Here is a 25,247-nt window from a genome sequence, read left to right as displayed (position 1 = left end):
GGCCGCGGTGCCGAAGACTGCCGTGCACTGGCTTGAGGGCACCCCCTCCGCCCTGGCGGGCGGGGTGACCTGGGGCGTTCCGTGGCCACGCGGCATCGTGCACGCCGGCACGCCCTTCGCCCTGCGCACCACGGGTGGTGAAGAGGTGCCCGTGCAGTCGTGGACGACCGCCACCTGGCCGGACGGCTCCGTCAAGTGGAGCGCGCACAGCGCGGCGCCGGACACGCTGGACGCCCGTGGGTACGAGCTGGTGGGGGGCGTCGAGAGCGCGGCCGGCCCCCGCGTCGCAGTCCAGAGCACCTCTGCGGGCATCACGGTCGACACCGGCGTGCTTCGCGCCGTCATTCCGTCCAGCGGACGGGTGCTTGTTGCCTCGCTCGAGCGCGGCGGCAACGTGATCGCTCACCGGGGCCGGCTGGTGAGCGAACTCGCGAGTGACCCGGAGGGACGCCACCGCACAGAGTTCGAGGGGCACGTCGAGTCGGTGCAGGTGGAGCAGGCCGGCCCGGTGCGCGCGGTCGTGCTGGTCACCGGCAGCCACACCGACGGGGATCGCACGTGGCTGCCCTTCCGCGTCCGCCTGTACTTCCATGCCGGGTCCGACCAGATTCGTGCGGTGCACAGCTTTGTGTGGGACGGCGACGCCGAGAACGACTTCCTGAGTGCGCTCGGCATCAGCTTCGAGCTCCCGATGGACGCCCCCTTGCACGACCGGCACGTGCGGATCGCCGGCTCAAGCGGCTTCCTCACCGAATCCGTGCGCCCGCTCACCGGCCTGTGGCGCGACCCCGGCGCTGGCGTCCGGGCGGCGCAGGTCGAGGGGCGGGCCACCCCCCCGCCCGCCACCTGGGTGTCTGCTGACGAGCCTGCGACCGAGTGGGACAGCGCGTTGTCGCACGTGCCGGTGTGGAATGACTGGACGCTCGCCCAGCTGAGCGCCGACGGGTACACCCTGCGCAAGAGGACCGGAGCCAAGCACGGCTGGGTGACGGTGCCTTCCGGCACCCGGTCGCGGGGCTATGCCTACGTCGGCAGCCCGAACGGGGGGCTGGAAATGGGACTGCGCGGATTCTGGCAGTCCCACCCCACACAGATCGATGTCCGTAATGCCGCTACCGACAACGCCTCCTTGACCATCTGGATGTGGTCCCCGGAGGCGCGTCCGATGGACGTGCGCTTCTACCATGCCGGCGAGAACGAACAGACGTGGGAGGGACAGCTCGCGGCAGTAGAGATCACCTACGAGGACTACAAACCGGGCTTCGGTGACGCTCACGGAGTCGCCCGCACCCACGAACTGCTCCTACGCGTCGTCGACGCCACTGCCAGTCATGCATCCCTTGACGCTGGTGCGGCCGCCTGCGAGGCCCCGCCACAGCTGGTCTGCTCTCCCGAACGACTTCGCGCGGCAGGCGTCTTCGGCGACTGGGCCCTGCCCGACCGCAGTACCCCGACCGCCCGCGCCATCGAGGACCGCCTCGATCTCTTGGTCGACTACTACGCTGACCAGGTTGAGCAGCGCCGCTGGTACGGCTTTTGGGATTATGGCGACGTCATGCACTCCTACGACAGTGACCGTCACCAATGGCGTTACGACATTGGCGGCTATGCCTGGGACAACTCGGAACTCTCGACGGATCTGTGGTTTTGGTACCACTTCCTGCGCACCGGCGACGCAACGACTTTTCGGCTCGCCGAGGCCATGACTCGACATACCGGCGAGGTTGATGTGTACCACGCCGGTCCCTTCGCCGGGTTCGGCACCCGGCACAACGTCCAGCACTGGGGGTGTTCCTGCAAGCAGTTGCGCGTCTCCAGCGCCGTCTACCGGCGGCACTACTTCTACCTCACCGCCGACGAGCGTGTCGGCGATCTCCTGGACGAGGTTGTAGCGACCGACGAGACCTTCCACCGGCTCGACCACAACAGAGCAGTCGGTGCGCGACAGGGGCGCCTGCAGGCCGATCCGCGGGGTGCCGAGGTCGACCTCGGCATCGACTACGGTGCCATGCTGGCGGGCTGGTTGACCCGGTGGGAACGAACCGGAGACCAGACGGCCAGCAAACGGATCATCGACACGCTGACCGACATCGGGAAGCTGCCCAGGGGCTATCTCACGGGGATCGCGCACTACGACACGGCGACAGGGCACTTCGACACCACCGCGGACCGGCAGGTCCTCTCGCACCTCAGCGCCGTCTTCGGCATCGTGGAGGTGATCACTGAGATTCTCGACCTGCTGGATCTGCCCGAGTTCGAGGCAGCGTGGCTGCAGTACTGTCGGCTGTACCTGGCACCGCCGGACCACCAGCGCGCGGAGACAGGACAGGAGTGGGACGGCAGTCTTAAACTTGCGCACACACGCCTGCTCGCCTGGGCCGCACGTCGTCTCGACGACACGTCGCTGGCCGAACGCGCTTGGACCATCTTCTTGTCCGGTACCGCGGATCGATACAACCTCAACCAGCTCGCGGACGAGCCGGCAGTCAGCCACGTGGGGCCGCATGTTTCCGAGCCGGTGACCGAGATTCCGGGCGTTACCACGAATGACGCCGCCCAGTACGGCCTCGCCGCAATCCAGAACCTGGCTCTGATCGGGGATGTGCTCGAAGAGCTCGACAGCCGCCTCGACGCAGAACAGGCGCGCTGCGACGGCTGACCGGGGAATGCACGGCCAACACGTGGCCTGCGCCGGCGGAGCCATGGTTCTGAGTGCCGACGAGTCGGTCTCGTGCGTGAGGCGGACCGGTGGGCCGTGAGCGAGGTGAGCAACCAGCCCAACGGGTACTGCCCCGACATCGACTCCTGGTCGGCAGTCGCTCGTGCTTTGGACGACGTAGGGCTCGAACGGCCCTCCGGCTTCACCCACGAGGTGGTGTTCCGGCGGTGTCCTGGCTGCGAGGAGCACAACATCGTGCGCGAGGACGGAGGTTAGCCCTTGATCGTGGACACCCTGATCATTGGATCGTGATGATCCATAGGACAGGAGTTCCCGTTGGGGACGTCGAAGTATTCGTCTGAGTTCCGGGCCGATGCCGTCGCGTTGTACCGGGCCACCCCGGGTGGGACGTACGCGTCGGTAGCCAAGGACCTGGGTGTCAACCACGAGACGCTGCGCACGTGAGTGCGGGCTGCAGAGGAGGCTGCCCGGCCTGGGGCCGGTGAGGCCAGCGCGATGGAGAAGGAGAATCGGCAGCTGCGGGCGCGGGTGAAGGAACTCGAGCTCGAGCGGGAGATCCTGCGGAGGGCCGCGAAGTATTTTGCGGGCGAGACCAGCTGGTGAGTCGCTTCCAGTTCGTTGACGATCACCGTGGCGCCTTCGGCGTCAAGCGGCTGTGCCGGATACTTGAGGTTGTGGGGGCCGGGAATTATGTCACCCGGGCTGACCTGCTGCTTCGGATCTGCCCAGATCTCAAGAGCGGCGAGCCGTTTTGAGGCAGCGTGCTGGTCGTGGTCATACGGCTGATCTACCTGCTCGCCTGCCAAGCCTTCCGATGGCTTGCCCTGCTCGCCCGCTCGAATGCCTCGAAGAACGCAGAGATCTTGATGCTCCGGCATCAACTCGCCATCGCACGCCGTGCCCAGCCACGGCCCCGCTTCTCCTGGAGCGACAGAGCCGTCATGGCGGCACTGCTCCGGCTCGTCACCAAGCAGCAGCGTACCCAGGTGGCCTTGCTGGTCACTCCGCGATCGGTCCTTCGCTGGCACGCTGCCCTTGCCAGAAACCTCATCCGCCCTGGTAGGGGCCGGTGAATCGGGTTTCCCGAAATCTGGCCGCGGTCGTCTGAGCCGACGCTCTCGCGCAGCTGCCGTCAGCACGCCATGATGATCGATCGTGCTGCTGCGACTGGCTTACTTGGGTGTGTCGAACGCGTTTGCGATGCTTCGCCTGCTGCCGATGACCGACCGGGACAAGGACGCTGAGATCCTCGCTCTGCGCCACCAGATCACCGTGCTGGAACGCCAACTTGGCAAGGAGAAGATCCGGTTCACCCCGAGCGACCGGGCATTCCTGGCAGCGCTCCTACACCGGCTGCCACGGCACGTCCTGCGAAGGTCACGGCTGCTCGTACGCCCCGACACGGTACTGCGTTGGCACCGCAACCTCGTCGCACGCCGCCATGCCGCCTCCTGCCGGCACAAACGCCCGGGATGACCCCCTACAGTGCGCTCGATCCGCGTCCTGGTGCTGCGCCTGGCGAAGGAGAACCCGAGCTGGGGGTACCGGCGCCTGCACGGCGAGCTCCTCGTACTGGGGGTGAAGGTGGGCGCGTCCACCGTCTGGGAAATCCTGAAGGAGGCCGGTATCGACCCAGCACCCGAGCGGAACTCCAGCACCTGGGCCACCTTCCTTCGCACCCAGGCTGACGCCCTGCTGGCCTGCGACTTCATGGAAACAGTCACCCTGTCGGGCATGCGGATGTATGCGCTCGTAGTGATCGAACACAGCAGTCGCAGGATCCGCGTCCTGGGCGCCACCACGCATCCGACCGCCTCCTGGGTAGCCCAAGCGGCGAAAAACCTCGTCATGGACCTCGAAGACCTCGGCTGCCGGGCACGGTTCATGATCAGGGACAGGGACGGGAAGTTCCCCGAACTGTTCGATGCCGTCCTCAAGGACGCGGGGATCGAGGTCGTGCTCAGCGGCATCCAGATGCCGAGGATGAACTCGATCACGGAAAGGTGGATACAGACCTGTCGCCGCGAGCTCCTGGACCGGACGTTGATCTGGAACCAACGACATCTGCTCGCCACCCTGCGCGAGTTCGAGCAGTTCTACAACGGACACCGACCACACCAGGGCATCGCGAACGCCAGGCCGCTGCACCCATTGCCCCCGCCGATCGACGATCCGGACACGTTAGCCCACCTCAAGATACGTCGACACGATCGCCTCGGCGGAATCCTCCACGAGTACCGGCATGCGGCGTGACCTGCATGGATGACGTTTCCGGCAAGGGCAGGCTGGAGGATTTCTATGGACCGTATGCTCTTGATGCGCAGCTTCGTCACCGTCGCGCAGCTCGGCAGCTTCAGCGGAGCGGCCCGGACGCTGGGCTCATCGGGCTCCCTCGTCTCCCGCCATGTCGCGGAGCTGGAGCGGCAGCTCGGTGTCCGGCTCGTCAACCGCACGTCTCGTTCCGTCAGCCTTACCGAACCCGGTCTGCGCTACTCCGAGTTCGCCGCCCGCATCCTCGCCGAGGTCGAAGCGGAAGAAGCCGAGATCGCGCACCTGCACGACCGGGCGGAAGGTCTCCTGAGCGTCATCTGCCCCAAGTGGATCGGGAGTCTCGACGTCGGGGACGCGATCGCCGCCTTCGCCGCGGCATATCCGAAGATCGCTGTCCGGTTCGAACTGGGAGGGCTGTCGGAGCGCACCTACGACTTCCTGGACAGCGGATTCGACGTCGCCCTGCACACGCGGGACCTGCGGGACTCCAGGGTGCGTCTCAAGAAGATCGCGTCTCTCCCCTTCACCCTGTGCGCCTCCGAGGAGTACGTCAGACAGCACGGCCCCCTCACCCGCCCCAACGATCTGGCCGCACATGACTGCCTGGTGCACGTCAACGAACCTGTCTGGCGTCTCGGGCACGGGCCCACCTCCACCCAGCACAAGGTCCGCAACGTGGTCTTCTCCTCGAACTCCTACATCGCCCTCCAGAAGGCCGCTGTCCAGGGCCGCGGCATCGCCCTGCTCCCCCAGCGGTCGGCCTACGAGGATCTCGTGTCCGGCGCCCTGCGGGTCCAGCTCCCCGAGGTCCCCGTTCCCGACCGACCGCTGTACGCGATCTATGGCCCGGGCCAGACCGCGCCGCGAAAGATCGGCGCCCTGCTCGAATTCCTCACCCGCTGGTTCAAGGAGCATCCGATTCCCGTGCTCGGAACATGAAGGCGGGACCCCGGCGGGACCCTGATGCCCCGCCCGCCAACCGCGCGGCGCGGGCGCCATGCGCATGAACTTCGCCCTGGGCGCGACACACATCCGCCCGCGCGTGACCAGATGGACAGGGCCGGCGCCACCTTGCTGTTCGGGGCCGGCCGAACCGCGGGAGCAGCGCCTGATCCGCTGCCTCGGGATGAGCGAGGTCCCGGACGCCCGGCTCCACCAGGCAAGCAGATCGCAACCGTCCACAACCTCTGCAACCTGGCGGATCGACATGGTGACGCACTGGTCGACTGGTGCGTGGTTCCGCGCATCCCCCGCACAAGGGCGCGGACACGCCACCTTAGGTTGCGTGACGGACTCTCCCTTCTTGTGCGCAGCGGTGTGCAGCATTCCGCCCAGTGATGACGGCTGCAGCACGCGGCGCGAGGAGTAAGCGGGTCGGGGTCCCGCAGTGCCCGTCCTCGTCACGACCTGCCCACCGCAGAGGAGCCGCCTGCCATGTGCCGAACCACAGATAGTGAGCCGTCGATCCGGGGCCTGCCGGCGACCCCGCCGTTGGGAAAGGCAGGGCGCACATCCCGCAGAGCGGTCCTGGGCTCCATGGCTTCCTCCGCCGTGGTCACCATCCCGCTGCTGGGGACGACACAGGCCGCGGCAGCGACGCTGGCGGACACCTCCGGCGCGGCCCTGTCCCTCTTCCTCCTGGTCACCAACAGCGGTCCACCGCCGTTGGCGAACCGGTACGGCATCTCGTCCGCTCTGGTCGTCAATGGCAGGACCTACGTCGTCGACCGCGGCCGCGGAGCGGTGACCCAGTACATGCGTGCAGGACTGTCGATGCCGTCGCTGGCCGGCATCTTCCTGACCCACTTCCACGCCGACCACGTCGTCGACTACTACTCGTTCCCGCTGCTGGCCGCCGGGGCCTCCGGAGATCAAGGATTCCGGAAACCGGTAGCCGTGTACGGCCCCGGCCCCGCAGGCATCCCCTCCACCGCGGCAGGCGCCCCCGGTCCGCTGGCCGGGCAGGCATACGCCGCCTCCCTCACCTTCTTCATGGCCGAACACGCCGGCATCGACCCGGCCACACTGCTGGACGTCCACGATGTCCTGCCACCGGCCGCAACCGCCGCCTCTGCGACGAACACCGCGCCCGCCATGCGGCCTTTCACCATCATGGAGGACGACGACGTCAAGGTCACCGCTGTCCTCGTCCCACACGGCGCCGTGTTCCCCGCCTACGCCTATCGCTTCGACACCGACCACGGCAGCGTCGTCTGCTCCGGCGACACGGCCCCCTCCCTCAATGTCATCACGTTGGCCCAGAACGCGGACGTACTGGTGCATGGGGCCCTCTACCCCGAAGGGCTGGCCGGCCTGGGCCTGCCACGAGGGCGGGCCAGAGCGGCGATCAGGTTGACCTGCGACAGGAACCAAGGGGCGGGTCTGGAACAGAGGCGGCCGGCGAGGCGTCCATGTTCGACGTGGATGCCCGCGCCTGATCCGTCACGAGCGTGCCGCCAACGCGCTGCGCCGGTAGCGGCCGGGTGCGATGCCGTGTTCTCGGGAGAAGGCCCGGGAGAAGGCGAACTCGGAGCTGTAGCCGACTGCTTGGGCGATCTCGCCGACCGAGTCGCCGGTGTCGCGCAGCAGGCGGGCGGCCAGGTCGATGCGTACGCGGGACAGGTATGCCAGGGGGGTGAGGCCGACCACGGCCTTGAACTGGCGGGCGAATGCCGGACGGGACATCGCGGCGGTGTGGGCCAGGCTCTCCACCGTCCAGTCGCGGTGCGGCTCCTCGTGCATCAGCGACAGGGCGGTGCCGATGCGCGGGTCGCGCAGGGCCGTCAGCCACGACGGCTCCGTCTCGTCGGCGCTGTCGGCCCGTTCGAGCCAGGCGCGGACCGTCAGCACGAAGAGCACCTCGGTCAGGCGCGTGGCCACAGCCCGCGATCCGGGCTGCCCGTTCCTCGTCTCGGCGGCCAGGATCCGGATGACGCCCTGCAACTGCGGGTCTGCACTCATATGGGGCACGTGGATGACCTCGGGCAGCGCCGAAAGGACCGGATGACTGTCGGTGCTGCCGACGTAGTGGAACTCTCCGCACACCACCCGGACGACCGGCCCGTTGCCGCCGAGGTCGACCACGCCCGCGCGGTTCGGCGGATGGGCGGCCTCCAGCTCCGCGTAGGGCAGGGCATCCTCGTCGGGCGCCCCGATGAGCTGGTGCGGTTTGCCGCGCGGCAGCAGCACCACGTCTCCGGACACCAGCTGCTTCGGCGGTGCCTCGGCGGTCCGCAGCCAGCAGGCCCCCTCGGCGATCAGGTGGAAGCCCGCGGTGTCGAGCTGGCCAATGGCGCAGCCCCAGCCGGAGCCGGAAGAACGCAGCTGCGTGAGCAGCACGCCCTTGAAGCCGGTAGCGGCCAGTACGTCAGCGAGCACATCCATACTCACACCCTACCGGGGCCGAATATCCGTGAGGAATGAGACTTTAAGGTAAATTTCTGAGCTTTCCTGTCATGGATACCCTCGGGATCGCTGCATAGAGTCGACGGCGAACTACGACCTCAGAACGGCGCGCAGCCGCCGGTCGGCCAGGAGAAAGCCATGAAGCTCGGCATCGCCATGTTCCCCGCGGACTTCGCAATCCGCCCCGACGAACTGGCCGTAGCGGTCGAGGAGCGCGGGTTCGAGTCGCTCTTCCTTCCAGAGCACACCCACCTGCCCGCCACCGAGCGCACCCGCGCCGAGGTGGGCGAGCTGCCCGCTCACTTCTCGCACACCTACGACCTGTTCGTGGCCCTCACCTACGCCGCGGCCGCCACCCGCAGCCTGATGGTCGGCACCGGCATCGCCCTTGTGGCCCAACGCGATCCGATCGTCACCGCCAAGGCGCTGGCCAGTTTGGACGTCCTGTCGGGCGGACGGGTGCTGTTCGGCGTGGGCGCCGGATGGATCAACGAGGAGATCGCCAACCATGGCACCGACCCCGCGCGCCGCTGGAGCGTACTGACCGAGCGGGTGAAGGCGATGCGCGAGATCTGGGAGAAGGACATCGCCGAGTTCCACGGCGATCACGTGCGGTTCGGACCGCTGTGGTCCTGGCCCAAGCCGCACCGGCCGTCCGGACCGCCGGTACTGGTGGGCGGCTCCGGCCCCCGCGCGGCCGACCGCGTACTCGACTTCGGCGACGAATGGATGCCGCACGCCGGCCTGCCCGTGGCCGAGCTGGCCGACCGCATCACCAAGCTGCGCGAGGCGGCATACGAGGCCGGACGGACCGACGAAGTGCCGGTGACCGTCTTCGGCACCGCACCCGACGCCGCGCACCTGGCCCAGCTGCAGGAGATCGGCGTGAACCGCGCGGTGCTGTACGCGCCCCCGACCGACGCCGAGACCGTACGCCGCTTCCTGGACGAGATCGCACCGCTGGTCAGCACCTTCCAGGACTGACCACACAGCCGTCCGGAATCCCGCCCAGCTTTCCCGCCGGGCTCTTGAAAGTCAGCACCATCAAAAACGGAGCAACACCATGAGCAAGATCTGGTTCGTCACCGGCGCGTCCCGCGGCTTCGGCCGCCGCTTCGTCGAGGCCGCGCTCTCTCGGGGCGACAAGGTCGCCGCCACCGCGCGCAACGCCGGCTCGCTGACCGACCTCGTCACGACCCACGGCGACGCGGTGCTGCCGCTGGAGCTGGACGTGACCGACAGGGCCGCGGTCTTCGCGAGCGTACAGCAGGCCAAGGAGCACTTCGGTCGCCTCGACGTGGTCGTCAACAATGCGGGTTACGGCCTGTTCGGCGCAGTGGAGGAGCTGAGCGAGCAGCAGCTGCGCGACCAGATGGAGACCAACCTCTTCGGTGCCCTGTGGGTCACCCAGGCGGCGCTGCCCTTTCTTCGTGAACAGGGCTCGGGCCACATCGTCCAGATCTCCTCCACCGGCGGCGTCGCCGCCTGGCCGCTGCTCGGCGGCTACCACGCCTCGAAGTGGGCCCTGGAGGGACTGACCGAATCGCTGGCCCAGGAAGTCGCCGGCCTCGGCATCAAGGTCACGCTGGTCGAGCCCGGCGGCTACGCCACCGACTGGGGCGGCTCGTCCGCCGTCCAGGCCGACACCATCTCCGCCTACGACGGCGTTCGTGAGGGCCTAGCGGCATTCATGGAGACCGTGGACTTCGGCGACCCCGCCGCCGCGGGCCAGGCCCTCCTGGAGGTCGTCGACTCCGACAACCCGCCGCTGCGCGTTTTTTTCGGCACCCAGGGCAACGAGATGCTTCCGCAGGTGTACGCCGGCCGGCTGAAGACCTGGGCCGACTGGTCCGACCTGGCTGTTCGGGCACAGGGCGGACAGGCCGCCGCCTGAGCGAAACGGGCCCCGAGATGCCTACGGCGATCTGTCACTACCCGGTTGTTCCGCGGACGGGGGTCCGCCATGTGCGAAGCGCCTTGCCTTTCCGCCCTCCGGGTCATGCCGCTGATCAGTCAGCTGATGGCCGGCTGGTCACTTCGGGGTGGTGGTTCCGGCGACCACGTCGACGGCGAGACGGCGATGCGTGGCGAACAGCCTGAGGGCGGTGTCGGTGTCGCGGGCGCGCAGGACGGCGACGAGCTCGCGGTGCTCCTCCGGGATGCGCGTGATGTAGCCCTCGGTGCTGTGGGTGATCCGGGTCAGCAGGAACAGGTGAACCTGGCAGCGGATGGCCTCCCACGCATCCTGCAGGCGCAGATGCCCGGCGGCAGCGAAGACCGCGTCATGGAAGGCGATGTCCAGGCGCACCATTTCGTGCTCGTCCGTGGCGCGTTCCATGAGGCCCGCCGTCTTCTCGACGGCCGCCAGGTCCTCGTCCGAGGCGTGGGCGATCACCTGCCGCACGGCGAGCTCTTCCAGCGCGCCGCGCAGGCTGTCGAGCTCCGCGACGTCCTCGGGGGACAGTGTCGTCACCGTGGTGCCACGGTGCCACGCACAGTGGACCAGGCCTTCGCGCTCCAGCAGCCGCAGCGCCTCGCGCACCGGACCGCGGCTGACATCCAGCGTGCCCGACAACTCCACCTCACGCAGCTGCGCACCGGGGGCATAGGCCCCGCTGAAGATGGCCTCCCGGATGCGGTCCGCGACCTCGTCGGCCAGGCCCCTGCGCCGCGCGGGGGCCACCCCGCCCTGGCTTCTCATGATTTCTACCTCCTCGATGCTCTAATGTTAACATTCAGTCGTTGGCCCAATGTCAACATTGAGACAAGTGCTCCAGAGCCCAGAAGACCTAAGTCCAGAAGGTCCGAGTCCAGAAGAGAGGTGGTCCCTCATGAAGGTGTTCCAGATCGGCGCCGCCGGTGGCGTCGGGAGCAGGCTCACTCGCCTGCTCACCGACCGCGGTGACGCGGTCACCGGTATGCACCGCAACCCCGCCCAGGTCGACACCGTGCGCGCCACCGGCGCGACCCCTCTCCTCGGGGACCTCATCGAGGACTCCGTGGAGGAGCTGGCGCAGAAGTTCGGCGGTCACGATGCCGTGGTGTTCTCGGCCGGCGCCCACGGCACCGGCCGGGAGCAGACGACCCTGATTGACGGCAAGGGCTTGGAGAAGGCCGCCGACGCGGCTATCCGTGCGGGGGTCTCGCGGTTCGTGCTCGTCTCCGTGTTCCCGGACGCCCTGCGGGGCGGTGAGGCCGGCGAGGGCTTCGAGCACTACATGCGGGTGAAGAAGACCGCCGACGTGTACCTGACCCGTACCGGCCTCGACTGGGTCATCGTCCGTCCCGGCACACTCCTCGACACCCCCGGCACCGGCCGCGTCACCGCCGGTCCCGCGATCGAGTACGGCGACGTGCACCGCGAGGACGTCGCGGCGTTCATCGACGCCGCTCTCCACGAGCCCGCCCTGAACCACGTCATCGTCGAGCTCACCAGCGGCGAGACCTCCGTTGCCGACGCGGTCGCCGAGCTCGTGGCCTCAACGACGAGCCGACGCGCTTCCTGAACCCCGGGTGTCCACACGGCCCGGTTTCCCCACCCGATCACCCACACCAAGAGGAGAAACATCATGGCAACCCTGCAGTCCTTCAGCTTCGACGTCCCCGCGGAGCAGGTCTTCGGTTACTCCCAGGCGGTCAAGGTCGGCGAGACGATCTACGTCGCCGGCCAGCTCTCGCACGACGAGGACGGCAACTTCCTCCACGCCGATGACTTCGAGGCCCAGGCCAAGCAGACCTTCGCCAACCTCGACAAGGTCCTGGCCCACTTCGGCGCCACCCGCAAGCAGATCGTGCAGGACACCGTCTTCGTCGTGAACCTGAGCGAGCACGTCGACGCCCTCGCCGCCTCGCACGTGGAGTACTTCGGCGACCACCGCCCCGCCACCACCGGCCTGAGCGTCGACGGCCTGGTCTTCCCCGGCCAGCTCTTCGAGATCAACGTCGTCGTCGACATGCGTCTCGACGCCTGACGGCAGGCGAGGGCCAGGAGGAGCCGGACACATGCGTGTCGTCATGGCCGGAGGGCACAGCAGGATCGCCCTCATCCTGGAAAGACTCCTGTCCACGCGTGGGGATTCCGTCGCGGGTCTGATCCGTAACCCGGCTCAGGCCACGAGCCCGGCGGTGGCGGGTGCCGAAGCCCTGGTCGTGGACCTGGAGAGGGCCTCGGTCGAGGAGGTCGCGAAGCACCTGGACGGCGCGGACGCCGTGGTGTTCGCGGCGGGAGCCGGAGCGGGCAGCGGAGCCGCGCGCAAGGAGAGCGTCGACCGCGACGCAGCGATCCTGCTGGCGGACGCCGCCGAGGCCGCCGGGGTCGGCCGCTACCTGCTGATCTCCGCCATGGGCGCCGATTTGCGGGCGCGGGACGACACCCTCGACCCGGTCTTCCGCGCCTACCTGCGTGCCAAGGCCGCGGCCGAGGAGGCGGTGCGCGCCCGCACCGCGCTGGGCGTGACGGTCGTACGACCCGGTCTGCTCACGGATGCCGAGGCCACCGGCCGGTGACGCTCGCCGATGTCACCGACTCCGGCGGCATCACTCGCGAGGACGTGGCCGCCGTACTGCTCGCCCTGCTCGACGCACCCGGCAGCGAGGGCCGGACGCTCGAGGCCATCGCGGGAGACACGCTGATCGCGGACGCCGTGAGGGCTCTCGCCCCGCGCTGAACCAGCCGCCCGCCGCGCGCATGGCCCGCTCGCGGTGGGTGGAAGCCCACAGCGGCAGGGCCGACACCCCTCGGCACATCCGACGGCCGAACGCAGAACGTCGCACACAACCCCCCATACCACCCGAAGTTCAGGCCACTGTCCCGTGGCCGACCAAGCCCCCCACCCTGAGGAGAACCACCGTGAGTGCCCTGTTCACCCCGCTGACCCTGCGGTCGCTCGAGATACCCAACCGGGTCTGGATGTCACCGATGTGCATGTACTCCGCCGCCCCCGACGGGCCGGATACGGGTGCACCGACCGACTTCCACCTCACTCACCTCGCCTCGCGGGCGGCCGGCGGCGCCGGTCTGGTCATGGCCGAGGCCACCGGTGTCCGTCCCGACGGGCGCATCAGCCCCTGGGACCTGGGCCTGTGGAACGACCGCCAGCAGGAGGCGTTCGCCCGCGTCACCGCGGCCATCAAGGCCCACGGCTCGGTCCCGGCCATCCAGCTCGCCCACGCCGGTCGCAAGGCGTCCGTCGACAAGCCCTGGCTCACCGACCGGTACGTGCCCGAGGCGGAGGGCGGCTACCGGGCCGTGGCGCCCAGCGCGGTCGCCTTCGCCGGGCTGCCCGTTCCGCACGAGCTGACCGTCGACGAAATCCAGCAGCTGGTACGGGACTTCGCCGCCTCGGCCGAGCGCGCGCTGGCCGCCGGTTTCCAGGTGGCCGAGGTGCACGGCGCCCACGGCTATCTGATCAACTCCTTCCTCTCCCCGGCCTCCAACCACCGCACCGACGCCTACGGCGGCAGCTTCGAGAACCGGCTGCGTTTCGCGCTGGAGGTCGTGGATGCCGTACGGGCGGTGTGGCCCGACGAGCTGCCGGTCTTCTTCCGCACCTCGGCCACCGACTGGCTGACCGAGAATGCCGAGGACGACCGCGAGGGCTGGACCGGTGACGACACCGTTCGCCTCGCCAAGGAGCTCCACGCGCACGGCGTGGACCTGCTCGACGTGTCCTCCGGCGGCATGGTCCCCGACGCCCGCATCCTCACCGGGCCCGGCTACCAGGTCCCCTTCGCCGCCCAGGCCCGCACCGAGACCGGCCTTCCCACCGGCGCCGTGGGCATGATCACCGACCCGCACCACGCCGAGGAGATCGTCGCCGGCGGGCAGGCCGACGCCATCCTGCTCGGCCGCGAACTGCTCCGCCATCCCTACTGGCCGCAGCACGCCGCGCTCGAACTCGGCGCCGAGACCCGCTGGCCGGAGCAGTACGCCTATGTCGTACGGCGCCGCACCAAGCGCTGACCTTCGCCGCCGACCACCCGAAAGACATCTCGCGTGCCTAACAAGTCAAGCCGCTGCGGCCAGGGCTGCTGAGTGACCGGAGGTGAACGCATGCTGCTCGTCGAAGAGCCGCCCGGCCTGCAGGCAGTGGTAAAGCTGGCGGATCATCCGGTTGAACAGGTGCCGCTGAGCCCCGGCGTGCCAGTCTCCGCGCTCGCGTCGCCGCTTGTAGTGGGCATTGGCTCCAGGCGACACCCGCATGGCGGACAAGGCCCAGAGGAAGCCGGCGTCGATGAGGCGGTTGTTCTTGATGTGACGCCGCCCGACGTACCGCTTCTTGCCGGAGGCGCGGGTGACCGGCGCGGAGCCGGAGTAGGCCTTCAGCGCACGGGCGTCGGCGAAGCGGGCGCGGTCGTCCCCGATCTCGGCGAGCACCCGGGAACCCAGCTGGACCCCGAGGCCGGGGAAGCTGAGCAGGATCTCAGCGTCCGGGTGCTGGCGAAAATGGGTCTCCACCGCCTCAGCGAGCTCGTCGGCCGCAAGGCATGCGGCGTCCAACTGGCGTATCAGGGCCGAAAGCTGGTGGCCCATCGCGTCCTCGACGGCGGAGGGCTGGCGGGCGCGGTCGCTACGGAGGATGTCGCGCAGGCGCTCGGCTTCAGTGTCGATGCCTCGCTGTCGGCCGGCCCGTCTGAGAGCGGCCCGCAGCTGGGGGAGGGACAGCCGGGCCGCCCTGGCCGGGGTCGGAGCGGTGGCCAGGACGGTGCGGGCTTCCGCGCGGGCCAGGCCGTGCTGCTTGCCGAGGAAGGCGTCCAGGGCGGCCGGGTAGTACTCGCGCAGGAGCGAGCGGACCTGGTTGACGAGCTGCTGGCGGTTCCAGACGGCGTCCTGCTGGGCGCGGGCGAGCACGGCGATGGCGCGGGCCTGGTCGGAGTCGGCGGGCAGGGGTCTGTGGGCGTGCATGTCGGTGCGCAGGATGTTCGCCAGGACCAGGGCGTCGCCGGGGTCGGACTTCTTGCGGCTCACGCCGTGCCGGTCGCGGTAGCGGGCGGCGGCCAGCGGGTTGATCGCGTAGATCGGCCGTTTGCCGGTCCGCAGGACGGCGACCAGCAGGCCGCGCGAGGTCTCGATGGCCACCGGTATCGGGGCCTCGGAGGTGTCGCCGTACTCGGCGAGCAGACCGAGCAGCAGGCGGTAGCCGTCCGCGTCGTCGCCGATGCGGCGCTTGGCGAGCAGGGTGCCCGTCTCGTCGACCATGGCGACATCGTGGTGGTCCTCGGCCCAGTCGATGCCGCAGAACACTGTCACATCCATCTCCGTTCTGTTGCTGTTCGCGCAGGTGAGAAGCCTGTGCGGGCCACGCGGCGACCTAATCCCAGGACTCGTCGGTCCGCCATCTCGCCAGCCGTTCGTGGCACCAGCGGACCGCAGGGGCCTCTGTCTTGCGAAGAGCTCGGGGCTCGGGAGGAAGGAAGAGGTCGCCCTGCGGAGGGCTCGCACCAAGACGATCAACGAACGCGGGTTCCGGACGGGGTCGTGGTGGCCCGAGGGCGCCGGCTGTCGCCGGTCTCTCGTAAGGCCTCCAAAGGGCCGGGACACACAAAGGGATTCACCCGGCACCCGCGGGCCATCACGACCCCGTCCATCAGCAAGACCAGCCACCCCGCCGGGGCCCGGCTGGAATCCCTACACACGGATTAGGACACCCTTCATGAACCACCTCGACGGCAAGATCGTCGTCATCACCGGCGCCTCCTCCGGCATCGGCGCCGCCTCCGCCAAGGCCCTCGCGGCGCGGGGTGCCAAAATCGTCGCCGCCGCCCGTGACCAGGACGGGCTCGACCGGCTGGTCGCCGACATCCGCCAGGCCGGCGGCACCGTCACGGCCAGGGCCACCGACGTGACGGACGCCGACGCGGTCCAGGAACTGGCCGAATTCGCGGTCGACAACCACGGCGGCATCGACGTCCTGGTCAACAATGCGGGCCTGATGCTGTTCTCGTACTGGAAGGACCGCGCGCTCGACGACTGGAACCGGATGATCGAGGTCAACATCCGGGGCTATCTGAACGCCATCCACGCGGTCCTGCCCGTGATGCTCCGGCAGAACTCCGGCCACATCCTGAACATGGACTCGGTGGCCGGCCACCAGGTCGGCGACGGCGCCGGTGTCTACTGCGCCACGAAGTTCTTCGTCCAGGCCGTCACCGAGAGCATGCGCAAGGAACTCGGGGTCCGTGAGGGCATCAAGGCCAGCACCATCAGCCCCGGCGTCATCGACACCGGCTGGGCCGACAAGGTCACCGACCCCGTGGGCAGGCAGGCCGCCAAGGAACTCAACGAGATCGCCATCACCCCGCAGAGCGTCGCCGACGCCGTCGTCTACGCCCTCGACCAGCCGGCCGATGTCACCGTCAACGACCTGATCATCTCCCCCACCCGCCAGAACTGGTAACCGACCCCCAGCAACAGGAGTAACACCATGACCACCATCGACTCCTTCAGCCACAACGTCTCCGGCGAGGACGAGTTCGGCTTCGCCCAGGCCATCAAGGCCGACGACACCATCTACGTCTCCGGCCAGCTCTCCCACGACGAGAAGGGCGATTTCCTCCACCCGGACGACTTCGACGCCCAGCTCAAGCAGGTCTACGCCAACTTCGAGAAGGTCCTCGCCCACTACGGCGCCACCCGCAACCAGGTCATCTCCGAGACCCAGTTCGTGGTGAACCTGCCCGAGCACAACATGGCCATGGCCGCTGCCAACCTCGCCTACTTCGGCGCCCACCGGCCCACCAGCAGCACGGTGGGCGTCGCTTCGCTGTTCTTCCCGGGCCAGCTCATCGAGATCAGCTTCGTCCTTGATACGCGCCTGCCCGCCTGAGGTTCCACCACCGGGTCTGCGGGCGGCTCACGTTCGGACCGACGGTCCACCCGCAGACCCCGTCCCCCCGCTCTGTCGCTAATTGATCCTGTCCCGAGGAGGAACCATGGCCGAGGCTTACTGGAGTTCCGTGTTCACCAGTTCCGCAGATGAACTGTGGTCCGTCGTACGGCGGTTCAACGGCCTACCCGAATGGCACCCAGCCATCCGGTCCAGCGAAGTCGTAGAAGGCGAGAGCGAGTTCGCGCCGGGCGCGGTGCGCGTCCTCACCGGCACGGACGGCAGCACGTTCCAGGAGCGGCTCGTGGCTCTCGACGACGCGCGGCGCGCTCTGACGTACGAGATCATCGACTCGCCGCTCCCGGTGCGCGGCTACCGCTCAACCATGCAGGTCTGGCCCGTCGCCGACAGCGGTGGAGCCTTCCTCACCTGGTCCGCGACCTTCGACGCCGCCGATGGCCACACCCCTGACGAGGCCGTCGCCGCCATCGCCGAAGCTGCCTACGCCCCCGCGATCGCCGCCCTGCACAAGACCCTGCGCTGACCGCGACCGCCCAGCCACACCCCCCAGCACCATTGGAAAGGACCGGACCGTGACTTCCACCGTCACTGCCTTCGCGGCTGCGGCTGCCGGAGAGCCGCTCACCCGCACCACGATCGAGCGCCGGGACCTCGGCGCCCACGACATCATGGTCGAGATCCACTACAGCGGAATCTGCCACAGCGACATCCACCAGGTCCACGGCGACTGGGGCAAGGGCCTGTTCCCCATGGTCCCCGGCCACGAGATCGCCGGTATCGTCACCGGGACCGGATCCGAGGTCAGCGCCCACCAGGTGGGCGACCGGGTCGGCGTCGGCGTCATCATCAACTCCTGCGGCCGCTGCGACAACTGCGCGGACGGCCGGCAGCAGTACTGCACCGGTGGCGGATCGGTCGAGACCTACGGTGACATCGACCGCTACCGGGGCGACGAGCCCACCCAGGGCGGCTACTCCAGCCACATCGTCGTCGACGAGAACTTCGCTGTCCGCATCCCTGAGGGACTCTCCCTCCAGGAGGCTGCACCGCTGCTGTGCGCGGGCATCACCACCTACTCCCCGCTCAAGCACTGGAACGCGGGCCCCGGCAAGAAGGTCGCCGTCATCGGCCTGGGCGGGCTCGGCCACGTCGCAGTCAAGCTCGCCCACGCAATGGGCGCCGAGGTCACCGTCCTGTCGCAGTCCCTGCGCAAGAAGGACGACGGCCTGAAGCTGGGCGCCGACCACTACTACGCCACCAGCGACCCCACCACCTTCGAAGAACTCGCCGGCACCTTCGACCTCATCATCTGCACGGTCTCCGCCCCGCTGGACGTCGACGCCCACCTGAACCTGCTGACGACCGAGGGCACCATGGTCTACCTCGGGGTTCCCGACCAGCCCATCTCCGCCGGAGTCTTCTCCCTGCTGGCCGGACGCCGTTCCCTGGCCGGATCCCTGATCGGCGGCATCCCGGAGACGCAGGAGATGCTGGACTTCTGTGCCGAGCACGGCATCGGCGCCGAGGTCGAAGTGGTGCGCGCCGACCAGATCAACGATGCCTTCAAGCGCGTCCTCAACAGTGATGTGCGCTACCGCTTCGTCATCGACATCTCCACCCTCAAGCCCGCCGCCTGACTTCTCCCGGGGCGAGGGGGCACAGCGGCAGTTCGACAAAGACTTCGAAGCCGCCTTGAGGGCGATGGCCCACGCGCAGGCGGCCCCCGGCCGAGACGGCGCGCTCGCGCATGCCGATGAGGCCGTATCCGCTGTCCGGGGCAGGAGGGGAAGGCGGTTTTCTGCCTCCCTCGTTGGTGACGGTGATGCCCAGCAGGCCATCGACGTAGACGAGCCGCACCTCGGCCGAACCGGTGGCGGCGTGCTTGGTGACGTTGGTGAATGCCTCCTGCACGATGCGGTACGCCGTGAGATCCGCGCTGGCGGAGAGCGGCCGGGGTTCCCCTCGGTGGTGACCTTGACCGTGAGCCCCGCGCTTTGGAACGAGGCGGTCAGTTCGGGGAGCTGAGCGAGCCCGGGAGCGGGTTCCAGGGGCTCGTCCGTGTCGTCGGCGTGGCGCAGCAGGCCGACGGTGGCCTTGAGTTCGAGCAGGGCCGAGGAGGTCGTGCCGGCGAGTTCGGCGACGGTGCCGGCCTGGGCGTTGGCCAGTGCGAGGTGGTGGGCGACGACGTCGTGCAGCTCACGCGCGATGCGCACGGGCCCAGCGGCTGCCGCCGTTGTTCTCGTCGGCTTCCTTGCTCCTGCCACGCTTGCGGACGGAGCGCGAGAGCACTGCACGCGGCCAGAAGCCAATGAACGCCGGCACCTGGGTGAGGGCGACGAGGACGCCGATGACGACCGCTCGGCGGACAACCTCATCGTGGTCAGCATCGGGACACCGACCACGGAAAGTCCGGCCAGTGCGATGACGACGGTGAGGCCGGCGAAAACAACCGCCGATCCGGCGGTGCCGACAGCCAGACCCGCCGCTTCCTGGGGCTCATGTCCCTTGGCTCGCTCCTCGCGGTAGCGGGAGACGATGAACACCGCGTAGTCGAGGCCGCACGCGAGGCCGAGCATCGTGGCCAGGGTGCCGGTGGTGGAGGACAGGCCCAGGGTGCTGGCCAGGGACATGATGGCGGCCATGCCGACGCCGATGATCTCGGCGGTGACACCGCCCGCCAGCGCGGTGCCGCCGACTTCGACGGTCAGGCCCGACTTCCGGGCCTGACCGATGGCGTGCTCCAGATGCTCCTTGGAGGTGTCGGTGAGATCGTGGGCCGTCACCCCGAAGGTGACGGTGGCGTACGCCGTCGTGCCGTCGCGGCTCGCCCCCTTCGCCTGGAAGGGACTCACGGCACCGGCAACCTGCGACCCGTCGGCCGCCTCGTCCACCAGCTTCTCGATCGCCGCCCGGTTGTCGCCGGCGGTGACCTTCTCCCCCTTTGGCGCCACGAAGACGACCCGGGCGTTCGCCCCGTTGGCGGTGGTGCCGGGGGAATCGCTACTCCATCAGGTCGAATGCCTTGTGGGATTCGATACCCGGCATGGAGTTGTTCTGGTCGGGTGCGTCGGGCGCCGTGGCGGCGCCGAAGCCGACCGCGCCCAGCACCACCACCCACAGCACGGCGACGAACCAGCGCCGCCGGAAGGCCAGCCGGCCCAGTCGGTAAAGGAAAGCAGCCATGGCCGAGGTCTCCACACGTTCTGGCCTCGGGGACCTCGCCAGACTCCCGGAACGGGACTGTGCAGTCGTCGTGTAGCTGCCGACAATCTGGGCTAGTACTTACGCAGTACACAGGTGGCTCACATAATGCGGCCGTAGTCGTTCCCGCCATGGGGCGCCCGAGTGTTCAGTTGCTTTGCACGGTGGCGACGAGACGGTTGAGTCCTTCGCGAAGGTCGTCGATGCCGCAGGCGTAGGAGATGCGCAGGGCGTGCTTCCCACCGTCGGAGTCGAAGGCGGTACCGGGAACGACGGCGACGTGCTGTTCCTCCAGGAGCCGCCAGGCCAGTTCATCGGAAGGGCCGAGGCGCTCGGGGTAGCTCAGGTACAGGTAGAAGGCCCCGCCCGGCTCACCGGGCGAGAGGACGTCCTGCTGGGCCAGCACCTCCAGTGCCACGTTGCGGCGGCGCTCGAACTCCTGTCGCATCGCTTCCCGTTCGGCACCCGCCTCATCGAGTGCGGCAGCACCGCCGAGCTGTGCGAACGTCGTCGGGCAGATGGTGGTGAACTGCCGGATCCGAAGCGCGGGCCGTACGAGTTCCTTGGGCCCGGCGAGCCAGCCCAGCCGCCAGCCGTCCATCGCGTACGCCTTGGCGAAACCGCCGACGACCAGTGTCCGGTGCCGCAGGTCGGCCACCGAAGCGGGGGAGATGTGGCGCTGTCCGCCGTAGACCAACTCGGCGTAGATCTCGTCGGACAGCACCAGCGCCCGGGTGTCCCGGACGACGTCGGCGACACCGGCCAGCCGCTTGGGGTCGGTCACCGCGCCGGTCGGATTGTGCGGGGTGCACAGGACCACCATGCGGGTGCGCTCGGTCATCACGGCCGCCAGGGCGTCGGGGTTGACCTGGTAACCGTCGTCGGCGCTGAGCGGCAGGATCACCGGGGTCGCGCCGGCCAGCCGTACGCAGGCCACGTACGCGGACCAGGCGGGCACTGGTATGACTACCTCGTCGCCCGGGCCACAGAACGCCATGATGGCGAGGAAGACCGCCTCGTTGGCGCCGATGGTCACGAGGACCTCGTCATCCGGGCTGTAGGTGAGGTTGTGCCGCCGGTCCAGGTAGCGCGAGATGGCGGCACGGAGTTCCGGCTGGCCGGCGTTGGGTCCGTAGTGCACCTTGCCGTCCGCGATCGCCTGGGCCGCGCGCTGCTTGGCGACCTCGGGGGTGTCGAAGTCGGGACGGCCGATCTCCAGGTGGATGACGCGTTCTCCGGCGCGTTCCAGCTCGCTCGCGCGGTCGAAGATGGCGCGGATCGGGGAGGGCTTGATGTCGGCCAGCCGGGCTGCCGGTTCGGCGAGATCGAGTGTGGAATTCACCGGAGTTCAGTCTCCTTACGCCTGCCACCGCAGGCGACGTTTCAACGGGCGGCGTACCCGCCCGACTTGCCAGTCGGCCTGTACGGCCCAGTGCGGGCCGCACGGATCTCAGCGCGAGGGGATCTCGTCCTCCTCCACGGCCGGGTGGGCGGGCACCTCCCGGAGGAGAAACCAGGTGACCGCCCACAGCAGTACGCCCAGTCCCAGCAGTACGCCCGCGATCTGGTACTGGCCGGCAGGGCGCCCGGACGACCAGGGCAGGACCAGGTAGAGGCAGACGATCGCCCCAATGACGGGGAGGACGCGGCCTGCCCGGAAATGGCGCACGTCCGCCGTGTCCTTGCGCAGGACCAGAACGGACACGTTCACGATCACGAAGACCGCGAGCAGGAGGAGCGAGGTCGTCCCGCCCAGCAGGGCCACGACCTGGCTGTCCGGGTTGAGCGAGACGAAGGTGATGAGGGCGAAGGCCAGGACGGCAGTGCAGAGGCTCGCCGCCCACGGGGTACGCCGCGTCGGATGCAGCTTCGCCAGGGCGCGCGGCAGCACTCCCTGCCTGCTCATCCCGTAGATCAGCCGACTGGCCATGAGCATGTTGATCAGTGCGGAGTTCGCGACGGCGAACATCGAGATGAACGGCAGCAGATCCGCGATCGGGAAGTTGGGGGCGGCCGTCTGCACCACCGTCACGAGCGGGGTCTCGCTCTCGGCGAGCCGTCCGACCGGGACCACGGCGACGGCGCAGACGGACACCAATACGTAGAAGAGCCCGGCTATCCCCAGCCCGGTGAACATCATGCGCGGGAAGATCCGAACCGGGTCCTTGGTCTCTTCCGCCATGTTGACCGAGTCCTCGAAGCCGACCATGGCGAAGAACGCCAGCGACGTCGCGGTGCTCACCGCCAGGAACACGCTCTTGTCGCCGGAGGTCTCGAAGGCGACCACGCGGGAGAAGTCCGCGTCCCCGCCGGATATGAAGAACAGGCTGATCAGGATAACGAGCAGTAGGCCCGACATCTCGACGGCGGTCAGCACCACGTTGACCTTGATGCTCTCACCGACGCCCCGGAGGTTGACGAGGAGGACAAGGAGCATGAAGCCGAGAGCGATCAGCAGGATGACGCCGTTACCCACGTCGAGGCCGAACCCGGCGACCAGGTTCGCGGCGAAGGCCCGCGAGGCCGCCGACGCGGAGGTGATGCCGGAGCACATGACGGCGAAGCACACCAGGAAGGTCACGAAGTGCTTGCCGAAGGCCTTGTGTGCGTACAGGGCGGCGCCGGCGGCCTGCGGGTATTTCGTGACCAGTTCGAGGTACGAGCACGCGGTGATCAGCGCAACCACGAACGCGACGACGAAGGGCAGCCATGCGGCACCGCCCACCTCGCCGGCAACCTGGCCGGTCAGCGCGTAGATCCCGGTCCCGAGAATGTCGCCGACGATGAACAGCAACAGCAGCCCGGGACCCATCTCTCGCTTCAGGGAGAGCTGTCTGCCGTCGGCAGTCTCGGGTGGGCTCATGGGCTCGCTTCGGGGCATGGCGGGGTCCTTGTCGTGCTGGCCGACGTCGTGGTGGTCGGCCGCGGAAGGGCTACATGGCGAGATGTCGGGCGGTGTTCGGTGAGGGTGGCCGAAGGGGGGGCGCGAGCGCACCGGTCGTTACGGCGCGGTGCGCCTACGCCTGGGCTGTCGTACGGATGTCACACGGAGGCGATCAGTCCGCCGTCGACGCGGATGGTGCTGCCGCTGATGTAGCCGGCCCGGGGGCTGGCGAGGAACGCGATCATGTCCGCGTACTCGGCGGGTGTTCCGTAGCGGCCGACCGGGATGGAGGCAACGCTCTCAGCCGAGACGTCGGCCGCCGTACGTCCCTCGCGCGAGGCCTTGGCCTCGTCGAGCTGGGTGATGCGCCCGGTCGCGATCCGGCCGGGGATGACGATGTTGCTGGTGATGCCGTACGGGCCGACCTCGCGCGCCAGCGTCTTGCTCCAGCCGACGAGGCTGGAGCGGAGAGCGTTGGACAGGCCGAGGTTGGGGATGGGCGCGATCACACCGCTTGAGGTGCTGGTGATGACACGGCCCCAACCGCGCTCGCGCATACCTGGCAGTACGGCATCGGTGATGCCTATGACGGAGAGCACCATCGCGTCGAAGTACCGCGACCAGGTCATACGGTCCTGGCCCGCGACGGGGGTGGGCGGCGGGCCGCCGGTCACGTTCACGAGAACGTCCACCGGGCCCAACTGCTCGCCGATCGCGGCCACATGACCCGGAATCGAGTCGAGGTCGCCGAGGTCCCACTGGACGGCGGCCGTCGCCGTCCGGGCACCTACGCGCTCCTGGACCGCGTCCAGTGCCTCCTTGTTGATGTCGGCGAGGGCGACCTTGGCTCCTTCGGCGGCCAGCGCGTCGGCGATCGCACCGCCGAGGCCGCCTCCGGCGCCGAGGACCAGCGCGACCTTGTTCTGCAGGTTGAGATCCATGAAAAACTCCTGGGAAAGGACGGAACGGTGTTGGTCGGCTTGGCTGTTACGACTCAGCCCGCACTGTCGACTTCAGGTGCCCGATGCCAGGGATGACGGCCTCGACCAGGTCGCCGTCGGCGACCACGATCGCCCCCGGGGTGCCGGTCGAGATGATGTCGCCGGGATACAGCGGCATCATCTGGCTGTGGAAGCTGATCAGTGAGGCCGGCCGGTGGGTCATATTGGCCACGGTGTTGGTCCGGTGCTGGTCACCGTTGACGACGGTGGACACCTCGATGTCCTCCAGCGCTCCGAACCGCTCCAGGACCTCGGCCATGGGGACGAGTTCGGGGCCGAAGCAGAAGAACGTGGGGAAGTTCTTGGCCCGGGTCAGGAAGCGGGGGTTCTGCCGGAGGATGTCCTCGGCTGTCTGGTCCAGAATGGTCGTCACACCCCAGACGTAGTCGAGGGCGTCCGCCTCTGAGACGTTACGGCAGTACCGCCCGATCACGATTCCCAGCTCGGCCTCGACCGTCGTGCGCTCACTCTGCCGCGGAATCACGATCGGCTCGTCGGGGCCGACGATGGTGTGGTCGCCCTTGATGAACGACGCGGGCTGGTCCGGCGCGGTCTCGCTGAGGTCGGCGGCGTGGTCGCGGTAGTTGAGCCCGATGCCCCAGATCTTGTGGGGCCGGCGGTAGGGCGCGGTGAACACCACGTTGTCCGCCGGAGCGAAGACCTCCGAGCTGGCCCGCTCAGCCGAGGCGGTGACCTCGCTCCAGGTCTTCTCGTCCAGCAGCGCCATCGCGTCCGCCGGCAGCTGAGGCGCGAGGTCCTCCACCGCCGCCACGCCACGGTCACCGACGACCGCGGGAACCGGTCGTCCCTCTCGGACAATGCTCGCCAGTCGCATACGCCTGCTCCTTGCATACATCGAGATCCGGTATCTCGCATCTCGTTCTGGCGAGATACGGTATCTCGTATCTCGCACTTGTCAACGGAGGCGAGACGCCGACCACGACCCGCCGGGGCAGAAT

The 25,247-nt window shown here is 68.6% G+C and carries 19 protein-coding genes and 6 pseudogenes; 16 read left to right on the top strand and 9 right to left on the bottom strand.

Annotated elements, in window-relative coordinates:
• Positions 1–7: 7 nt before the first annotated feature.
• The 6 genes and pseudogenes from CCN51_RS08510 (at position 8) to CCN51_RS08480 (ending at position 5,890) form a co-directional block, all read left to right on the top strand.
• Entirely contained in the window at positions 8–2,659 is a 2,652-nt protein-coding gene (locus tag CCN51_RS08510; RefSeq protein ID WP_043492291.1) for an exo-rhamnogalacturonan lyase family protein, read from the top strand.
• Positions 2,660–2,675: 16 nt separating this feature from the next.
• Positions 2,676–2,926 (top strand): annotated as a pseudogene (locus CCN51_RS08505) (hypothetical protein); the annotation flags it as partial.
• Positions 2,927–2,995: 69 nt separating this feature from the next.
• Positions 2,996–3,372: pseudogene (locus CCN51_RS57075) on the top strand (transposase); the annotation flags it as partial.
• 69 nt (positions 3,373–3,441) lie between these two features.
• A complete protein-coding gene (locus CCN51_RS08495; protein WP_014181190.1) occupies positions 3,442–3,753 on the top strand; it encodes a hypothetical protein in 312 nt (103 codons plus the stop codon).
• A gap of 82 nt (positions 3,754–3,835) precedes the next feature.
• Positions 3,836–4,933, top strand: a pseudogene (locus tag CCN51_RS08485) (integrase core domain-containing protein).
• Between the two features lie 45 nt (positions 4,934–4,978).
• Positions 4,979–5,890, top strand: coding sequence for a LysR family transcriptional regulator (locus CCN51_RS08480; protein WP_014181187.1), 912 nt, complete (start codon positions 4,979–4,981; stop codon positions 5,888–5,890).
• Between the two features lie 1,503 nt (positions 5,891–7,393).
• Here the strand turns inward: CCN51_RS08480 and CCN51_RS08470 are convergent.
• Complete coding sequence (locus tag CCN51_RS08470; protein ID WP_043487999.1) at positions 7,394–8,335, bottom strand: AraC family transcriptional regulator; 942 nt, start codon at positions 8,333–8,335, stop codon at positions 7,394–7,396.
• 159 nt (positions 8,336–8,494) lie between these two features.
• Here CCN51_RS08470 and CCN51_RS08465 point away from each other — a divergent pair, with 159 nt between their 5' ends.
• Positions 8,495–9,340, top strand: coding sequence for an LLM class F420-dependent oxidoreductase (locus tag CCN51_RS08465; protein WP_014181183.1), 846 nt, complete (start codon positions 8,495–8,497; stop codon positions 9,338–9,340).
• A 79-nt stretch (positions 9,341–9,419) separates the two neighbouring features.
• Positions 9,420–10,250 (top strand): SDR family NAD(P)-dependent oxidoreductase, encoded by an 831-nt coding sequence (locus tag CCN51_RS08460; RefSeq protein WP_014181182.1) that lies wholly within the window; start codon positions 9,420–9,422, stop codon positions 10,248–10,250.
• A 138-nt stretch (positions 10,251–10,388) separates the two neighbouring features.
• Here CCN51_RS08460 and CCN51_RS08455 read toward each other — a convergent pair whose 3' ends face one another.
• Positions 10,389–11,039 (bottom strand): GntR family transcriptional regulator, encoded by a 651-nt coding sequence (locus CCN51_RS08455; RefSeq protein WP_014181181.1) that lies wholly within the window; start codon positions 11,037–11,039, stop codon positions 10,389–10,391.
• 148 nt (positions 11,040–11,187) lie between these two features.
• Between CCN51_RS08455 and CCN51_RS08450 the strand changes: the two genes are divergently transcribed.
• The 4 genes and pseudogenes from CCN51_RS08450 (at position 11,188) to CCN51_RS08435 (ending at position 14,318) form a co-directional block, all read left to right on the top strand.
• Positions 11,188–11,862: an SDR family oxidoreductase gene (locus CCN51_RS08450; protein WP_014181180.1), complete on the top strand. Its 675-nt coding sequence runs from the start codon at positions 11,188–11,190 to the stop codon at positions 11,860–11,862.
• A 63-nt stretch (positions 11,863–11,925) separates the two neighbouring features.
• Positions 11,926–12,327 (top strand): Rid family hydrolase, encoded by a 402-nt coding sequence (locus CCN51_RS08445; RefSeq protein WP_014181179.1) that lies wholly within the window; start codon positions 11,926–11,928, stop codon positions 12,325–12,327.
• A gap of 31 nt (positions 12,328–12,358) precedes the next feature.
• Positions 12,359–13,023: pseudogene (locus CCN51_RS08440) on the top strand (NAD(P)H-binding protein).
• A 182-nt stretch (positions 13,024–13,205) separates the two neighbouring features.
• Positions 13,206–14,318 (top strand): NADH:flavin oxidoreductase/NADH oxidase, encoded by a 1,113-nt coding sequence (locus CCN51_RS08435; protein WP_014181176.1) that lies wholly within the window; start codon positions 13,206–13,208, stop codon positions 14,316–14,318.
• Positions 14,319–14,363: 45 nt separating this feature from the next.
• Here the strand turns inward: CCN51_RS08435 and CCN51_RS08430 are convergent, their stop codons facing one another.
• Complete coding sequence (locus tag CCN51_RS08430; protein WP_014181175.1) at positions 14,364–15,611, bottom strand: IS110 family RNA-guided transposase; 1,248 nt, start codon at positions 15,609–15,611, stop codon at positions 14,364–14,366.
• A gap of 397 nt (positions 15,612–16,008) precedes the next feature.
• On the opposite strand from CCN51_RS08430, the gene CCN51_RS08425 reads away from it, so the two are divergent.
• The 4 genes from CCN51_RS08425 (at position 16,009) to CCN51_RS08410 (ending at position 18,839) form a co-directional block, all read left to right on the top strand.
• Positions 16,009–16,752 (top strand): SDR family oxidoreductase, encoded by a 744-nt coding sequence (locus tag CCN51_RS08425; RefSeq protein WP_014181174.1) that lies wholly within the window; start codon positions 16,009–16,011, stop codon positions 16,750–16,752.
• A gap of 27 nt (positions 16,753–16,779) precedes the next feature.
• On the top strand, positions 16,780–17,181 hold the full coding sequence (locus tag CCN51_RS08420; protein ID WP_014181173.1) for a RidA family protein: 402 nt from the start codon (positions 16,780–16,782) through the stop codon (positions 17,179–17,181).
• Positions 17,182–17,287: 106 nt separating this feature from the next.
• Positions 17,288–17,725: an SRPBCC family protein gene (locus CCN51_RS08415; protein ID WP_014181172.1), complete on the top strand. Its 438-nt coding sequence runs from the start codon at positions 17,288–17,290 to the stop codon at positions 17,723–17,725.
• A 49-nt stretch (positions 17,726–17,774) separates the two neighbouring features.
• A complete protein-coding gene (locus CCN51_RS08410) occupies positions 17,775–18,839 on the top strand; it encodes an NAD(P)-dependent alcohol dehydrogenase (protein ID WP_014181171.1) in 1,065 nt (354 codons plus the stop codon).
• Here CCN51_RS08410 and CCN51_RS08405 read toward each other — a convergent pair.
• From CCN51_RS08405 to CCN51_RS08375, 6 genes and pseudogenes are all read right to left on the bottom strand, one after another.
• Positions 18,823–19,415: pseudogene (locus CCN51_RS08405) on the bottom strand (sensor histidine kinase); the annotation flags it as partial. The gene CCN51_RS08410 and the pseudogene CCN51_RS08405 sit on opposite strands and share 17 nt — an antisense overlap.
• Positions 19,414–20,385, bottom strand: a pseudogene (locus CCN51_RS53110) (MMPL family transporter); the annotation flags it as partial. The pseudogenes CCN51_RS53110 and CCN51_RS08405, both read right to left, overlap by 2 nt.
• Positions 20,386–20,551: 166 nt before the next feature.
• On the bottom strand, positions 20,552–21,745 hold the full coding sequence (locus CCN51_RS08390; RefSeq protein ID WP_014181169.1) for a pyridoxal phosphate-dependent aminotransferase: 1,194 nt from the start codon (positions 21,743–21,745) through the stop codon (positions 20,552–20,554).
• A 108-nt stretch (positions 21,746–21,853) separates the two neighbouring features.
• Positions 21,854–23,284 carry an APC family permease gene (locus tag CCN51_RS08385; RefSeq protein WP_086013693.1) on the bottom strand — a complete coding sequence of 477 codons (1,431 nt, stop codon included), beginning with the start codon at positions 23,282–23,284 and terminating at the stop codon, positions 21,854–21,856.
• A 161-nt stretch (positions 23,285–23,445) separates the two neighbouring features.
• Positions 23,446–24,228 (bottom strand): SDR family oxidoreductase, encoded by a 783-nt coding sequence (locus CCN51_RS08380; protein ID WP_014181167.1) that lies wholly within the window; start codon positions 24,226–24,228, stop codon positions 23,446–23,448.
• A gap of 46 nt (positions 24,229–24,274) precedes the next feature.
• Positions 24,275–25,123, bottom strand: a complete 849-nt coding sequence (locus CCN51_RS08375) for a fumarylacetoacetate hydrolase family protein (RefSeq protein WP_014181166.1) — start codon at positions 25,121–25,123, stop codon at positions 24,275–24,277.
• Between the last annotated feature and the right edge of the window lie 124 nt (positions 25,124–25,247).

Source organism: Streptomyces milbemycinicus, from assembly GCF_002154605.1.
Classification (GTDB): domain Bacteria; phylum Actinomycetota; class Actinomycetes; order Streptomycetales; family Streptomycetaceae; genus Streptomyces; species Streptomyces milbemycinicus.
Note: the sequence above shows the minus strand (reverse complement) of the source record. Positions and strands in the feature narration are given on the sequence as shown.